Here is a 15,409-nt window from a genome sequence, read left to right on the forward strand (position 1 = left end):
TCTTACCTGTGTTGCTGCGGGCCAGGCATGCCTGGCCCCTACTATTCTCAATCAGGTCGGGTATGCCCGACCCCTGGAAATTATTTTGCCGCTTTGCTGACTTCAGCTGCGACACGCTCAGTTGCATCCGGGATCGCCACCGCACGCGCTTTTTCAGCCATCTGCAATAACGTTGCACGATCCCAACGAGCCAGAGTGGCAGCCACTATCTCGGCGGTAAATTCCGGCTGCTCATAAATTTTGGCGGCTCCGGCCTGCTCAAGCGGCAGGGCATTCCAGTACTGCTGACGATCTTTGTGCTGGAATGGCACGAAGATCGCCGGTAAGCCTGCTGCCGCCACTTCACTGACGGTCAACGCACCGGAACGACACACCACCACATCGGCCCAGGCATAAGCACTGGCCATATCGTCGATAAATTCCGACACCCGATGTTGCGTCTGGTTCACACGAGCATAATGTTGATTGACCGCGTCGAGCGCGCCCTTACCCACCTGATGCCACAAACTGATGTCATCACCCAGCAACTCTGCCACCTGAGGCATCGTCTGGTTGAGCACGCGCGCGCCCTGACTGCCGCCAATGACCAGTATACGGGTTGGGCCTTCGCGTCCTGCTAAACGTACCGCCGGTAACGGCAGAGCCAGTACATCGGTCCGCACCGGGTTACCCACCACTTCCGCTTTGGGAAACGCGCCGGGAAAGGCTTGCATTACGGTGGTCGCAATCTTTGCCAGCCATTTGTTGGTTAATCCGGCAATCCCGTTCTGCTCGTGCAGCACCACCGGAATCCCACAGCTCCATGCCGCAAGGCCACCTGGACCGGACACATAACCGCCCATACCCAACACAACATCGGGCTTCCAGGCTTTCATAATTGCCCGCGCCTGGCGCCAGGCATTGAAGATACGCAATGGCGCAGCCAGCAACGCTTTAATCCCTTTGCCACGCAGTCCACTAATGCGGATAAAATCAATGTCGATACCATGCTTCGGCACTAAGTCCGCTTCCATCCGGTCAGCGGTACCCAGCCAGCGCACCTGCCAGCCCTGCGCCATCAGATGGTGTGCGACCGCCAGCCCGGGAAAAACATGCCCGCCAGTACCGCCTGCCATCACCATCAGTCGCTTTCCACTCATCGACTACCCTCTGCTAAACGCCTGCGCTTTCGCCAGGCGCGTTTCATAATCTATGCGTAATAAAAATACGATAGCGGTCGACATAATAATCAGACTCGATCCACCGTAACTGATCAGCGGCAACGTCAGACCTTTGGTCGGTAACATGCCCGCTGCGGCCCCAACGTTTACCAACGCCTGGAAGCTAAACCAGACACCGATAGAACACGCCAGAAAGCCCGAAAAACGCTGATCGAGCTCTAAAGCACGACGTCCGATGGACATCGCGCGAAAAGCGACGAAGAATACCATTAACAGGGCTAAAACCACACCGATATAACCCAGTTCTTCACCGATAATCGAGAAGATAAAATCGGTGTGTGCTTCAGGTAAATACTCCAGTTTTTGCACAGAATTACCTAATCCCTGCCCCCAGAATTCGCCTCGGCCAAAGGCCATCAACGATTGGGTTAACTGGTAACCACTGCCAAAGGGATCTTCCCAGGGATTCCAGAAGGAGGTCACACGACGCATTCGGTAAGGTTCAGCAACAATCAGCAAACACACAGCAAAAATGCCGGAGCCGATAATCGCCAGGAATTGCCACAGTTTCGCCCCCGCCAGGAATAACATGGCCAGCGTAGTAACAAACAGCACGACCACCGTGCCAAGGTCAGGCTGGGCCAGCAGTAACACAGCCAGCACCACCATCACACCCATTGGCTTACAGAAGCCCCAGAAGTTATTACGTACTTCTTCTACCTTGCGCACCAGGTAGCTGGCGAGGTAACAGAACAGCGTCAGCTTCGATAATTCTGCAGGCTGAATACGCAGTGGCCCAAGAGCGATCCAGCGCGAAGCCCCGTTGACCGAGCTACCCACCACCAGCACGATCAGCAGCATCAGCACGGAGGCCAGCAGCATGATGTTGCTGTAACGCTGCCAGAAATCCATCGGGATGCGCAGGGTGACCAGCGACATCCCCAGCGCCAGCGCAATGTAGAAGGCATCACGCTTGGCAAAATAAAATGGGTCGTCAGACAAACGCTGCCCTACCGGCATCGACGCGGACGTCACCATCACGAAACCAATAATCGCCAGGCCGAAGGTCAGCCACAGCAGGGTACGGTCATACAACACGATAGAGTTGGTATCGCTTTCACGCGATCCCATCACCCAGGATTTCAGGCGTTCGGAGAGGCCACCGGCCAGGCTCAGACCCGGTACACGCATCAGTTTGCCTCCCGCGCCAGTTGAGCAAAGACGTCACCACGCTGCTCAAAGTTCTTAAACTGGTCCAGGCTGGCGCAGGCGGGAGAGAGCAGCACCAGATCACCCGGCTGAACCTGGTCGGCAATCTGTTGCATCGCTTCAGCCATCGTTTCCGTCTGCACTGAAATCTCCGGACGCAAGGCGGCCAGCGCCGCACCATCACGGCCAAAGCAGTAAGTACGGATACGGTCGCCCTGCAAATAGCGGCTCAGCGAGCTGAAATCCGCCGATTTGCCATCACCGCCCAGCAGCAACCACAACGTTCCCTTCACCTGTAAACCATTCAGCGCAGCTTCTGTGCTGCCGACATTGGTGGCCTTGGAGTCATTAATCCAGCGTACGCCATTGTGTTCATGCACCAGCTGGAAGCGGTGTGGTAGGCCTCCAAAGGTGGTTAATGCTTTCAGGCTGGTGGCTCGCGGCAGGCCCACGGCATCGGCCAGCGCCAGTGCCGCCAGGGCATTGGTATAATTGTGCTGACCGACGAGGTGCATTTCGTCGGTGTTTAAGACTTTCTCGCCTTTCACGCGCAGCCAGACACTGCCCTGCTGGCGATTAAGATGATAATCGCCCACATCAGCACCAAAGCTGACACAGCGTTTATCCGCTCCGCGGACTGGCATGGTCATCGCATCGTCAGCGTTCACCACGCAGACGGCGGCATTTTCATAAATACGTAGCTTAGCGGCGCGATACTGCTGCATTCCCAGCGGATAGCGATCCATATGATCTTCAGTGACGTTGAGGATCGTGGCCGCTGCCGCCCGAAGGCTGACGGTGGTCTCCAGCTGGAAGCTGGAGAGCTCAAGCACATACAGCTGCGCGGGGTTGTCCAGCAGCATCAGCGCTGGCAAACCAATATTGCCGCCGACACCCACCTGCCAGCCCGCCGCTTTCGCCATTTCTCCCACCAGCGTGGTGACGGTGCTTTTCCCATTGGAACCGGTGATAGCCACAATCGGTGCCTGCGCTTCACGGCAGAACAGCTCGATATCGCCAACGATTTCCACCCCCGCATCGGCGGCATCCATCAGCGAAGGATGGCTCAGCGCCATACCCGGGCTGGCAACAATCAGATCGGCACTTTGCAGCCAGTCATCATTTAACGAACCCAACCAGCGCTCGACGTTTTCCGGCAGCTTTTCCAACCCCGGTGGCACGACACGGGTATCCATCACGCGTGGCGTTACGCCGCGTGAGACAAAGAAATCAACACAGGAGAGGCCCGTCAGACCCAACCCGATAATGACCACTTTTTTACCCTGATAGTCAGCCATAATTAACGCACCTTCAGTGTTGCCAGGCCAATCAGCACCAGCATCAGTGAAATGATCCAGAAACGCACGATGACGCGAGGTTCTGGCCAGCCTTTCAATTCATAGTGATGGTGGATCGGCGCCATGCGGAAAATACGTTGCCCGCGCAGTTTGAACGACCCGACCTGCAGGATCACCGACAGCGTTTCCACCACAAACACACCGCCCATGATCACCAGCAGGAACTCCTGGCGCAGCAGCACGGCGATGGTTCCCAGCGCGCCGCCCAGCGCCAGTGAACCCACATCACCCATAAAGACCTGTGCCGGGTAAGTGTTGAACCACAGGAACCCTAAGCCCGCACCGACAATCGCGGTACAGACAATCACCAGTTCACCGGCATGGCGCAGATACGGAATATGCAGATACTCAGCAAACTTCACGTTACCCGTTGCCCAGGCCACCAGGGCAAAGCCCGCAGCAACAAAAACGGTGGGCATAATCGCCAGGCCATCAAGGCCATCCGTCAGATTGACCGCATTGCTGGTGCCGACAATCACAAAGTAAGCCAGCAGCAGATACAGCAGCCCCAGTTGCGGCATCACGTCTTTAAAGAACGGCACAACCAGTTCGGTCGCCGGGGTATCTTTGCCGATCATGTACATCACGAAAGCCGCAGCCAGCGCAATCACCGACTGCCAGAAGTATTTCCAGCGGGCAATCAAGCCTTTGGTGTCTTTGCGCACGACTTTACGATAGTCATCCACAAAGCCAACGGCGCCATAGCCTAACAGCACGAACAGTACGCACCAGACATACGGATTGGAAGGATAGGCCCACAGCAGCACTGAAATCGTGATGGCAGTGAGGATCATAATCCCGCCCATCGTCGGCGTGCCGCGCTTGCTGAAATGCGATTCCGGGCCGTCGTTACGTACAACCTGACCAAAAGACATTTCCTGCAGGCGGGCAATCATTCGCGGCCCCATCCACAAGGAGATAAACAGCGCGGTCAGCAGGCTGACAATGGCGCGAAACGTCAGATACGAAAAGACGTTAAAGCCGGAATAAAATGTGACCAGATGCTCGGCCAGCCAGACTAACATGCGCCTTTCTCCTGTAAGGTTTGCACAACCTGCTCCATCGCAGCACTGCGTGAACCTTTAACCAATACGGTAATCTGTTGATGTTGTGACAGTAGCTCACGCGCACGCGCGCTGAGTGCTGCCTTATCACGGAAGTGCTCACCCACACCGCTGGCATCAGAGATGTCCTGGCTGAGTGAACCTACACTTAATACTTTGTCGATACCGGCGGCCTGTATGGCTGCACCCACCTGACGGTGGCACTCGGCGGCCTCAGCCCCCAGTTCGCCCATATCGCCGACGATCATCACGCGATAACCCGGCATCTCAGCCAGTACCTGTGCGGCGGCGGTCATCGAACCCACGTTGGCGTTGTAGCTGTCGTCCAGCAGCAACTGGTCCGCACCCAAGATCACCGGGAACAGACGCCCCGGAACGGCTTGCAGCGAACTCAGCCCTTGTTTTACTGCACTCAGCGGCGCGCCAACCGATAACGCCAGTGCACTGGCGGCCAGCGCGTTGGCAATATTGTGACGCCCCGGCAGCGGCAGCATCACCGCCACATCGCCTTTCGGCGTATGTAAGGTGAACTGCGTGCCCTGAGTGCTAAATGTCACGTCCGTGGCATAAAAATCACTGTCAGCCTGCTGCTCGGGCGAAAAACGCCAGACCGTTTTGGCATGCAGCGCCTGCTGCCAGTGCGGCCAGTCGTTGCTGTCGTTGTTGATAATCGCAGTGCCATGCAGCGGCAGGCCGTTAAAAATCTCACCTTTGGCTTTCGCCACGCCCGCCAGCGACCCGAACCCTTCCAGGTGCGCGGCAGCAAGATTATTCACCAGCGCCGTTTCCGGCCGGGTCAGTTCAGTGGTGTATGCGATCTCGCCCTGGTGGTTAGCCCCCAGTTCAATCACCGCATACTGATGATCGGTTGTCAGACGAAGCAGCGTCAGTGGCACACCGATGTCGTTATTCAGGTTTCCGGCGGTATACAGCGTCTCACCACATTCGCGCAGGATAGCGGCCGTCATCTCTTTCACGGAGGTCTTGCCAGAGGAGCCAGTCAGCGCCACAACGCGGGCACCCGATTGTTGACGGACCCAACCTGCCAGTTGGCCCAGTGCAATACGGGTATCCGCCACCACCACCTGCGGCACGGCGACAGGTAAGTGCTTACTCACTAATAACGCAAGCGCACCCGAGGTGAGTGCATCAGCAACAAAGTCATGTGCATCAAAGCGTTCGCCTTTCAAGGCGATAAACAGACAGCCTGCGGTGACCTTACGGGTATCCGTGGTGACCGCATCCATCGTCAGGTCGCTGCCATACAGCGTGCCGCCGGTGATGTCTGCCAGTTGCCGTAGCGTAAAAGCAATCATGCGAGAACCCCCAGCAGACGTGCGACCGTCACACGGTCAGAGTAATCAAAGCGCTGGTTACCGATGATCTGATAATCTTCATGGCCTTTACCCGCCACCAGAACAATGTCGCCTTCCTGCGCCTGCATTACCGCGTTAGTGACCGCTTGCGCACGTCCCATCACCACGCGTGCACGGCCCGCATCCAGCAGTCCACTCAGTACATCGGCAACAATCGCCGCCGGATCTTCGCTGCGTGGGTTGTCGTCAGTAATCACCACGACATCGGCAAACTGCTCGGCAATGGCCCCCATCAGCGGACGTTTACCTTTGTCACGATCGCCACCGCAGCCGAACAGGCACCACAGCTGACCTTTACAGTGCAGTCGCGCGGCTGCCAGCGCTTTCTCCAGAGCATCCGGCGTGTGGGCATAATCCACCACCACCGTTGGTTTGCCCGGTGCGCTGAACACTTCCATACGCCCGGTCACTGGCAGCAGTTGCTGGCCGGTAGAGGTCAGTGCAGCCAGCGGATAATCCAGAGACAGCAGCGTAGCCAGTGCCACCAGCAGATTGCTGACGTTAAATGCCCCCATCAGGCGGCTTTCAATTTCACCGTTCCCCCAACTGGATTCAAAACGCACAGAGGCCCCACCATCGTGGTAGTTAACGTCTGTTGCTTTCAGCCAGCGCCCACGGCAGCCGGGCTGTAAATTATTTTCCATCGTGACCGCGACGGCATCGGGCAATTTTTCCAGCCAGCGGCGACCCACATCGTCATCCGCATTAATGATCGCCTGGCCCACCTGATGCTCGGAGAACAGCAGCCATTTAGCCGCTTCGTAACGCGTCATATCACCATGATAGTCAAGGTGATCACGGCTCAGGTTGGTGAACGCAGCTGCCGCAAACGGCAAAGCAGCCACGCGATGCTGCACGAGGCCGTGTGAGGAGACTTCCATCGCTGCCAGCGTAGCGCCTTTGTTCACCAGCGAGGCCAGCAGGTGCTGCACATCCACCGCCGAGCCTGTCGTATTTTCCGCAGGTGCCAGTTGTCCGTAGACACCGTTACCCACCGTGCCCATCACCGCACCGGTTTCGCCCAACAACTGCGCCCACTGAGCCAGCAGCTGGGTGATGGTGGTTTTTCCATTAGTACCCGTGACGCCAATCAGCTTCAGTTTCTCACCTGGCTGCTGATAAAAACGCCCGGCCAGCGCAGACAAACGCTGAGAAAGCTGTGCGAGGAAGATCACCGGCACACCGTGCATCTGCACGATCTGTCCGTCTTCTGCTTCACCTTCGGCTTCGGCAATCACTGCCGCCACGCCTTGGGCAATCGCCTGAGGAATAAAACGGCGCCCGTCGGCCGCGTGGCCTTTTATCGCCACAAACAGATCGCCGGATGCCGCAATACGGCTGTCCAGCGTCATTTCACGCAGTGGGAGCTCCGGTGCGCCAGGCACCCAGGGGGCCAGTAAGTCGCGCAGATTACGATCGGTCACTCGATCCCTCATTCTTGTTAGTTACCATCTCGTTCTTGTCACTGGTGGGTAGCGCATCCGGTTCAACATTCATGGTGCGCAATACACCGCCCATGATGGCGCCAAACACGGGCGCAGATACCGCACCGCCGTAATATTTTCCTGCCTGGGGATCGTTAATCACCACCACCAGTGCAAAACGAGGGTTGCTGGCGGGTGCAACACCCGCGGTATAAGCAATGTATTTGTTCACGTACTTGCCGTCCGGACCGACTTTCTTCGCCGTACCGGTTTTAATCGCAATACGGTAACCCTTGATCGCAGCTTTCACGCCACCGCCACCGGGCAAAGCAACGCTTTCCATCATGTGCAACACGGTGCGCACCTGCGCTTCAGGGAAAACGCGTTGACCCGCCACCGGCGGGTCAACTTTGGTAATCGACAATGGGCGATAGATGCCGTAGCTGCCCATTGTTGCGTAGACTCGCGCTAACTGTAACGGCGTTACCATTAGCCCATAGCCGAAAGAGAAGGTGGCCCTCTCTATGTCAGACCACCGTTGTTTTTGAGGATATAAGCCACTGCTTTCTCCGACCAACCCCAAATTGGTCGCTTTGCCGAACCCAAAACGAGAGTAAGTATCCACTAACGCATTGGACGGCATCGCTAACGCCAGTCGTGAAACACCGACGTTAGACGACTTCTGTAGTACCCCGGTCAGGGTCAATTCGCTGTAACGCGCCACGTCTTTAATCTCATGGCCGTTAATCCGGTAAGGCACCGTGTTGAGTACGCTACCTTCACGAACCACGCCACGTTGCAGCGCCGTCATCACCACCATCGGTTTGACGGTGGAACCCGGTTCGAAAATATCGGTGATAGCACGGTTACGCATCACATCTTTGGTGGTACCAGACAGGTTATTCGGGTTATAGGCCGGACTGTTCGCCATCGCCAGCACTTCGCCCGTGTTCACATCCACCAGCACCGCCGTACCTGATTCCGCCTTGTTAAACGCCACGGCGTTATTCAATTCGCGATAGACCTGTGCCTGAAGGCGTTCGTCGATGCTCAACGCCAGGTTATGCGCTGCCTGGCTGTCTACCGTGGAAATATCTTCAATCACGCGGCCGAAACGGTCTTTACGCACCGTACGTTCGCCCGGTTGACCTGTCAGCCACTTATCAAAACTTTTCTCAACGCCTTCAATGCCCTGTCCATCGATGTTGGTGAAACCAATCAGATGGGAGGTCACCTGCCCGGCAGGGTAATAGCGGCGTGACTCTTCACGCAGGAAGATACCCGGCAGTTTGAGTTTCTTGATGTAATCGCCAATGGCTGGATTCACCTGACGCGCCAGATAAACAAAGCGGCCATTCGGATTGGCATTAACACGTGCCGCCAACTGGTCAAGGGGGATAGAAAGCGCATCGGATAAGGCTTTCCAGCGGCTGTCTAGCGTAATACCGCCTTTGTCGTGCAGTTCTTTCGGATCGGCCCAGATCGCATTGACCGGCACACTGACCGCCAGTGGTCGGCCCGCACGGTCGCTGATCATCCCGCGCGAGGTTGGGATGGCCTGAACGCGCAGTGAGCGCATATCCCCTTCTCGCACCAGTCGGTCAGGGTTAATGACCTGAAGATACGCAACCCGCAACAGCAGGCCTGCCAGCGCCAGAAAAATACAGCCACACAGCAACGCAAAACGCCAGCTTACAAAGCTGGCCTGATCTTCCGTGCGTTTCGACTTCTGCGTTTTGGTTGCGGCTCTCATTGAGTCCGTATGTCCTTATTGCTGTACCACAATATTTTCCTGAGAAGGATCAACGTGTTGCATCTGAAGTTTCTCCGTTGCTGTGCGTTCCACCCGGCTGTGATCGCCCAGTGCATTCTCTTCAAGGATCAGGTTACGCCACTCGATATCGAGGGCGTCGCGTTCCAGCACAAGCTGCTCGCGCTGAGCGGTCAGCAGGCGAGTTTTGTGTGCCGTCGTCACCACCAGCACGGCTGAAACCAGCGAGGCAACCAGCAGGATCAGAGGGATCTTGCCATGGCGCAGCAGGTCCCCGCCGATCACTCCCGGCAGGCTGTGACGTTCGTTGCCGATCATGACGCCGTGCGCTCCGCAATACGCAGTACGGAACTGCGCGCGCGCGGGTTATCACCAACTTCAGTGTCGCCAGGCATCATTTTCCCCAGGGCTTTCAGACGACGTCCGCCCAGGCTGTTCAGCTGTGCTTCGGTCATCGGGATACCATGAGGCACCTGAGGACCGCGACTCTGTTCACGCATAAAACGCTTCACAATGCGGTCTTCCAGCGAGTGGAAGCTGATCACCGAGAGACGTCCACCCGGAGACAATGCACTCAGTGCACCTTTCAGCGCCTGCTCAATTTCTTCCAACTCACTGTTTACCCAGATACGGATTGCCTGGAAACTACGCGTAGCAGGGTGTTTAAACTTGTCTTTGACTGGCGTTGCCGCATAGATCACGTCGGCCAGCTCTTTGGTTCGGGTCATTGGCTGTTCGCGGTTGCGCTCAACAATGGCGCGTGCGATACGTTTAGCAAAGCGCTCTTCACCAAAGGTTTTCAGCACAAAGACAATGTCTGTTTCTTCTGCTTTCAGCAGCCACTCGGCCGCCGACTGACCGCGCGAGGGGTCCATACGCATATCCAGCGGCCCATCGCGCATGAAGGAGAAACCACGTTCGGCATCATCAAGCTGGGGTGAAGAAACACCCAGATCCAGCAGGATCCCGTCGATTTTTCCGGTGAGCCCACGCTCTTCGACATACTCCGCCAGTGCGGAAAAAGGGCCATGAATGATGTTGAAGCGCGGATCGGTGATCTCAGCAGCGGCGGCAATAGCCTGCGGATCGCGGTCGATGGCATACAAACGTCCCTGCTCTCCCAGTTGGGAAAGGATCAGGCGTGAATGTCCACCGCGCCCAAAGGTGCCATCAATGTAGATGCCGTCAGAATGAATATTGAGGCCGTTTACCGCCTCATCTAAAAGCACTGTGGTGTGTTTAAAAGTATCCTGCATAGCTATAACGACAAATCCTGCAGCCGGTCAGACAAAGGCGCCTGAGAGGACTGCTCTGCGTCAATATCTTCCTTGACTTGTTGATACCAGGTCTGTTCATCCCACAGCTCAAACTTGTTGAACTGTCCAACCAGCATCACTTCTTTTGTCAGACTCGCATGTTGACGAAGGGTATTCGCCAGCAACAAACGGCCTGCATTATCCATCTGGCATTCACTGGCGTGCCCCAGTAACAGGCGTTGTACACGGCGCTCTGCTGGGTTCATGCTGGATAAACGAGACAGCTTTTGTTCAATAATTTCCCATTCGGGCAGGGTATAGAGCAACAGGCATGGCTGGTGGAGGTCAATGGTACAAACCATTTGCCCTTGTGATTCCCCGATCAGCGTTTCGCGATAGCGCGTTGGCACGGCAAGCCGCCCTTTGCTGTCGAGATTGACTAACGTTGCCCCTCGGAACATGCCAGTCTCACCCCCCAGTTACCCAAGATCACCACTTAACTCCACAAATTCCCACCAAAAGAGTGTACGGAGCAGAGGAAAACATTGTCAAGCCGCAGCAATGACTGAATGGCACTATTTCTTCGTGAGGTAAAATAGGGGGAAGTTAAAAACAAACGACCTTAAGAGGAAATTTAAAAATAAACTAATGAATAATGGCAGGAAATTCTCACAAGCCTGTCAATTGCTCAAAAACTTACCACCTATTCATCGCAAAAAATAAGCTGCCCGCTTTGCGACGTGGGCGGCATTTTAAGTTATTTCTTAAAATTTTCCCAGCACAACCCCAGTGACAGCGCAGGGTACTGTGACTGGCAAGTTACAGAGTATTTATAAACGTCAGGCTTTATAATCAGATGCTGACATTCAGCCTATCTTTTTACTTTTATTTACCCGACCTCTCTCCACCATCATGGCTAAATTGTGCCCACCCTGTTGGACAGATAAGAAAAAGGCAGCTTTCGCTGCCCTGAGTTTTCAGTTTGTTTTACGGTTTAAACGACCCCGTCGATAAAGATTACGACGGATTCGTGTCAGACCCGGTTTAGGTTTACGGGGCTCATCAAGGCTGGCAAGCACCAACTCAAGGACACGCTCCGCAACATCGCGGTGTCGCTGCCCCACGGCCAGCACCGGGCAATCGAGGAAGTCCAGTAACTCATGGTCGCCAAATGTGGCGATGGCCAAATCCTGCGGCAGCCGCCCTTCCCGACGCAACGTCACATCCATTACGCCCTGCAACAGGCCGAAAGATGTGGTAAACAGCGCCTCAGGCATGTCATGGGTTTCCAGATATTTTTCAAATAATGTTGCTGCGGCACTGCGCTCAAAACTGTTGGCATAAATGTAGTCGATCGGCCGTTCGTCCCCTTTCCATGCATCCCGAAAGCCCAACTCACGAAGGAAGCTGACGGACAGTTCCGGTAACGCCCCCAGGAAAAGCACTGATTTTGCGGGCAACTTACGCAATTCAGCACCCAATGCTTCGGCATCATCCTGATCGGCACCCACCACGCTGGTAAAGTGCTCACGATCCAGCGCACGGTCCAGAGCAATGATAGGCAGTGGATCGTTAATCCAGCGCTGATAGAACGGGTGCTCCGGCGGCAAGGAGGTAGAGACAATAATGGCATCCACCTGGCGTTGCAGCAGGTGTTCCACACAGCGCATTTCGTTATCAGGCTGATCTTCCGAACAGGCGATCAGTAACTGGTAGCCTCGCTGGCGGGCCTGGCGCTCCAGATAGTTCGCAATCCTTGTGTAGCTGGTATTTTCCAGGTCAGGAATAACCAGTCCTATCGAACGCGTGCGTCCGGCGCGTAACCCCGCAGCCACTGCATTCGGATGGTAATTATGCTCACGCACCACCGCCATAACCTTCTCGACGGTTTTATCGCTGACACGATACTGCTTGGCCTTGCCATTAATCACGTAGCTGGCCGTCGTACGCGAAACACCCGCGAGGCGCGCAATTTCATCCAGTTTCACAATAACCCCACAATTCGCTATGGATTAGTATTTGTAACATCTAACCGCAGAATAGTTTAGCGAGCAACCGCTTTTCATCTGCGACAGGGGCTTTGTGACAAAATAAAAAAACCCGGCATTACGCCGGGTTAACAAACATTCGGGATTCGGGTGGGAAGCTATCAACGCATAATGCGTTCGCCGCGCGCCACACCAACAATACCTGAACGCGCAACTTCAACGATTTCCGCGACTTCACGTACGGCGCTGAGGAAGGCATCCAGCTTGTCACTGGTGCCCGCAAGCTGAACCGTGTAAAGCGATGGCGTTACATCCACAATCTGACCACGGAAAATTTCAGCACAGCGTTTGACCTCTTCACGCCCATAGCCGCTGGCCTGGATCTTCACCAGCATGATCTCACGCTCGACGAAAGCGCCCTGCCCGAGTTCGCTGACACGCAGCACATCAACCAGCTTGTGCAGCTGCTTCTCGATCTGCTCCAGAACCTTTTGGTCACCCACGGTCTGAATCGTCATACGCGACAGCGTCGGATCGTCCGTGGGTGCCACGGTCAGGCTTTCAATGTTATAGCCGCGCTGGGAGAACAGGCCTACCACGCGGGACAATGCGCCGGATTCGTTTTCCAGCAGAACCGATAATACACGACGCATAGTTACGTCCTCTCCGTTTTGCTCAACCACATTTCGTCCATACCGCCACCGCGAATATGCATCGGGTAAACGTGTTCCGTGCCGTCAACGTTAACATCAACAAACACCAGGCGCTCGCGGCCCAGATGTTCGAGCGCTTCTGCCAGCTTCGATTCCAGTTCATCAGGATGGCTGATGGAGATACCTACGTGACCATAAGCCTCTGCCAGGCGGACAAAATCAGGGAGCGATTCCATATACGACTGCGAATGGCGACCGGAATAAATCATGTCCTGCCACTGCTTCACCATGCCCAGGACACGGTTGTTCAGATTCAGCACCAGTACCGGAATGCCGTACTGCAACGCGGTAGACAGCTCCTGGATATTCATCTGAATACTGCCATCGCCAGTGACACACACGACGGTTTCCTGCGGCAGAGCCAGCTTCACGCCCAGTGCAGCCGGCAGGCCAAAGCCCATCGTTCCCAGGCCACCGGAGTTGATCCAGCGGCGTGGTTTATCAAACTGATAATAGAGCGCAGCAAACATCTGGTGCTGACCCACGTCGGAAGTGACGTAAGCATCGCCATTTGTCAGGCGATAGATGGTTTCGATCACCGCCTGCGGCTTGATCTTATCGCTGGTACGGTCAAACTCGAGGCACTGACGTGAACGCCATTGATCGATGCTCTGCCACCAATCGCGTACGCTGTCGTAATTCTGCTGCACATCGCTCTGTGCCAGCAGTTCCAGCATCTGTTGTAGAACCAGTTTGGCATCACCCACGATTGGCACATCCGCGGCAACCGTTTTCGATATCGACGTCGGATCGATATCGATATGCAGCACCGTGGCATTCGGGCAATATTTCGCCAGATTGTTGGTGGTACGGTCATCAAAACGCACACCGACTGCGAAGATCACATCGGCGTTGTGCATCGTCATATTGGCTTCATAGGTGCCATGCATACCGAGCATGCCCACACACTGGCGGTGCGTGCCAGGGAATGCACCCAGGCCCATCAGTGAAGTGGTCACCGGGATATTCAGCGTTTCAGCCAGCTGGCGTAGTTCGTCATGACAAACGGCATTAATCACGCCACCGCCGGCATAGATTACCGGCTTTTTCGCGGCCAGCAGAGTTTGCAGCGCGCGTTTAATCTGGCCTTTGTGGCCCTGAGTCGTCGGATTGTACGAACGCATGCTGACTTCATCAGGCCAGACATACGGCAGCTTATTCGCCGGGCTCATCATATCTTTAGGCAGGTCAACCACCACCGGTCCGGGACGACCGCTGGCCGCCAGCCAGAATGCTTTCTTCATAATGGTCGGGATATCTTCTACCCGTTTCACCATAAAGCTGTGTTTGACCACCGGACGGGAAATACCCACCATGTCGCACTCCTGGAAGGCGTCGTAGCCGATCAGGGAAGACATGACCTGGCCGGATAGCACGACCATCGGGATGGAGTCCATATAAGCGGTAGCAATACCGGTAATCGCATTGGTTGCACCCGGTCCTGAGGTCACCAGCACCACACCCACATCACCGGTTGCACGTGCGTAGCCGTCGGCCATATGCACAGCACCCTGCTCGTGACGGACAAGGATATGATCCACGCCACCAACGGTTTGCAGAGCGTCATAGATATCGAGGACCGCTCCGCCGGGATAGCCGAATACATGTTTTACGCCCTGATCGATTAACGATCGGACCACCATCTCGGCTCCTGACAACATCTCCATTTTTGCCTCCAGGCTTAAGGTGCTGATTTATCTTGCACGGACAGCATAACGTCACCGGACGGCAGATAAGGTCAAAACCTGTTTTTTTTATGCTCAGATAGTGGAAGTCATTTCCAAAATCCAGGTACAGGGCGAAGCCCCAGTTTTTTGAGGTTATGGCAAATACCATAACCGTAGAAAAGTTGGCAGGCAAACGGCAAACCTTACGACATGTGCGGAAAGTGATAATTAAGGCTCTGCCCGCCTGCCCCTGCCATCGACAATTACACTGACGATTTCCCGTTCTAAAAGCGGATTATTCTGCGACGAAGAAATATGCATTGTGATCGTTTTGTTATTAAAACTTTGTGGCCTTTAATGCCCGGCGCGCCAAATAATTCCCACGCTTTGAGGATTGTTATTGAAGGTTGACAGCCCCGGTCT

General features: G+C 55.3%; 13 protein-coding genes. All 13 read right to left on the reverse strand.

What is annotated here, in order from left to right; genetic code table 11:
• Nucleotides 1-80 precede the first annotated feature (80 nt).
• Nucleotides 81-1,139, reverse strand: a complete 1,059-nt coding sequence (gene murG, locus FY046_RS16385; RefSeq protein WP_133842301.1) for an undecaprenyldiphospho-muramoylpentapeptide beta-N-acetylglucosaminyltransferase — start codon at nucleotides 1,137-1,139, stop codon at nucleotides 81-83.
• 3 nt (nucleotides 1,140-1,142) lie between these two features.
• The gene (gene ftsW / locus FY046_RS16390) at nucleotides 1,143-2,351 is read right to left on the reverse strand and encodes a cell division protein FtsW (RefSeq protein WP_133842302.1); all 1,209 of its coding nucleotides are present in this window, start codon (nucleotides 2,349-2,351) and stop codon (nucleotides 1,143-1,145) included.
• Nucleotides 2,351-3,667, reverse strand: coding sequence for a UDP-N-acetylmuramoyl-L-alanine--D-glutamate ligase (murD, locus tag FY046_RS16395; RefSeq protein WP_133842303.1), 1,317 nt, complete (start codon nucleotides 3,665-3,667; stop codon nucleotides 2,351-2,353). Before murD ends, ftsW begins: the two co-directional genes overlap by 1 nt.
• 2 nt (nucleotides 3,668-3,669) lie before the next feature.
• The gene (mraY, locus tag FY046_RS16400; protein ID WP_133842304.1) at nucleotides 3,670-4,752 is read right to left on the reverse strand and encodes a phospho-N-acetylmuramoyl-pentapeptide-transferase; all 1,083 of its coding nucleotides are present in this window, start codon (nucleotides 4,750-4,752) and stop codon (nucleotides 3,670-3,672) included.
• Nucleotides 4,746-6,107, reverse strand: coding sequence for a UDP-N-acetylmuramoyl-tripeptide--D-alanyl-D-alanine ligase (gene murF, locus FY046_RS16405; RefSeq protein ID WP_133842305.1), 1,362 nt, complete (start codon nucleotides 6,105-6,107; stop codon nucleotides 4,746-4,748). The genes mraY and murF overlap by 7 nt, the downstream gene beginning before the upstream one ends.
• The gene (murE, locus tag FY046_RS16410; protein ID WP_133842306.1) at nucleotides 6,104-7,591 is read right to left on the reverse strand and encodes a UDP-N-acetylmuramoyl-L-alanyl-D-glutamate--2,6-diaminopimelate ligase; all 1,488 of its coding nucleotides are present in this window, start codon (nucleotides 7,589-7,591) and stop codon (nucleotides 6,104-6,106) included. Before murE ends, murF begins: the two co-directional genes overlap by 4 nt.
• Entirely contained in the window at nucleotides 7,578-9,344 is a 1,767-nt protein-coding gene (locus tag FY046_RS16415; protein ID WP_133842307.1) for a peptidoglycan glycosyltransferase FtsI, read from the reverse strand. The genes murE and FY046_RS16415 overlap by 14 nt, the downstream gene beginning before the upstream one ends.
• Before the next feature lie 15 nt (nucleotides 9,345-9,359).
• The gene (ftsL, locus tag FY046_RS16420) at nucleotides 9,360-9,680 is read right to left on the reverse strand and encodes a cell division protein FtsL (protein ID WP_133842308.1); all 321 of its coding nucleotides are present in this window, start codon (nucleotides 9,678-9,680) and stop codon (nucleotides 9,360-9,362) included.
• Entirely contained in the window at nucleotides 9,677-10,618 is a 942-nt protein-coding gene (gene rsmH / locus FY046_RS16425; RefSeq protein ID WP_446186289.1) for a 16S rRNA (cytosine(1402)-N(4))-methyltransferase RsmH, read from the reverse strand. The genes ftsL and rsmH overlap by 4 nt, the downstream gene beginning before the upstream one ends.
• 2 nt (nucleotides 10,619-10,620) lie before the next feature.
• Nucleotides 10,621-11,079 (reverse strand): division/cell wall cluster transcriptional repressor MraZ, encoded by a 459-nt coding sequence (gene mraZ, locus FY046_RS16430; protein ID WP_133842310.1) that lies wholly within the window; start codon nucleotides 11,077-11,079, stop codon nucleotides 10,621-10,623.
• 516 nt (nucleotides 11,080-11,595) lie between these two features.
• A complete protein-coding gene (gene cra / locus FY046_RS16435; protein WP_133842311.1) occupies nucleotides 11,596-12,606 on the reverse strand; it encodes a catabolite repressor/activator in 1,011 nt (336 codons plus the stop codon).
• A 161-nt stretch (nucleotides 12,607-12,767) separates the two neighbouring features.
• On the reverse strand, nucleotides 12,768-13,259 hold the full coding sequence (ilvN, locus tag FY046_RS16440; RefSeq protein WP_133842312.1) for an acetolactate synthase small subunit: 492 nt from the start codon (nucleotides 13,257-13,259) through the stop codon (nucleotides 12,768-12,770).
• A gap of 2 nt (nucleotides 13,260-13,261) precedes the next feature.
• Nucleotides 13,262-14,986: an acetolactate synthase 3 large subunit gene (gene ilvI / locus FY046_RS16445; RefSeq protein WP_133842313.1), complete on the reverse strand. Its 1,725-nt coding sequence runs from the start codon at nucleotides 14,984-14,986 to the stop codon at nucleotides 13,262-13,264.
• Nucleotides 14,987-15,409 lie beyond the last annotated feature (423 nt).

The sequence above is a fragment of the Erwinia sp. 1181_3 genome, from assembly GCF_052824965.1.

Coding starts and splice junctions, on each gene's coding strand:
- murG (WP_133842301.1), bottom strand. CDS start 1,139: ATGAGTGGAAAGCGACTGATGGTGATGGCAGGCGGTACTGGCGGGCAT.
- ftsW (WP_133842302.1), bottom strand. CDS start 2,351: ATGCGTGTACCGGGTCTGAGCCTGGCCGGTGGCCTCTCCGAACGCCTG.
- murD (WP_133842303.1), bottom strand. CDS start 3,667: ATGGCTGACTATCAGGGTAAAAAAGTGGTCATTATCGGGTTGGGTCTG.
- mraY (WP_133842304.1), bottom strand. CDS start 4,752: ATGTTAGTCTGGCTGGCCGAGCATCTGGTCACATTTTATTCCGGCTTT.
- murF (WP_133842305.1), bottom strand. CDS start 6,107: ATGATTGCTTTTACGCTACGGCAACTGGCAGACATCACCGGCGGCACG.
- FY046_RS16415 (WP_133842307.1), bottom strand. CDS start 9,344: ATGAGAGCCGCAACCAAAACGCAGAAGTCGAAACGCACGGAAGATCAG.
- ftsL (WP_133842308.1), bottom strand. CDS start 9,680: ATGATCGGCAACGAACGTCACAGCCTGCCGGGAGTGATCGGCGGGGAC.
- rsmH (WP_446186289.1), bottom strand. CDS start 10,618: ATGCAGGATACTTTTAAACACACCACAGTGCTTTTAGATGAGGCGGTA.
- mraZ (WP_133842310.1), bottom strand. CDS start 11,079: ATGTTCCGAGGGGCAACGTTAGTCAATCTCGACAGCAAAGGGCGGCTT.
- ilvN (WP_133842312.1), bottom strand. CDS start 13,259: ATGCGTCGTGTATTATCGGTTCTGCTGGAAAACGAATCCGGCGCATTG.
- ilvI (WP_133842313.1), bottom strand. CDS start 14,986: ATGGAGATGTTGTCAGGAGCCGAGATGGTGGTCCGATCGTTAATCGAT.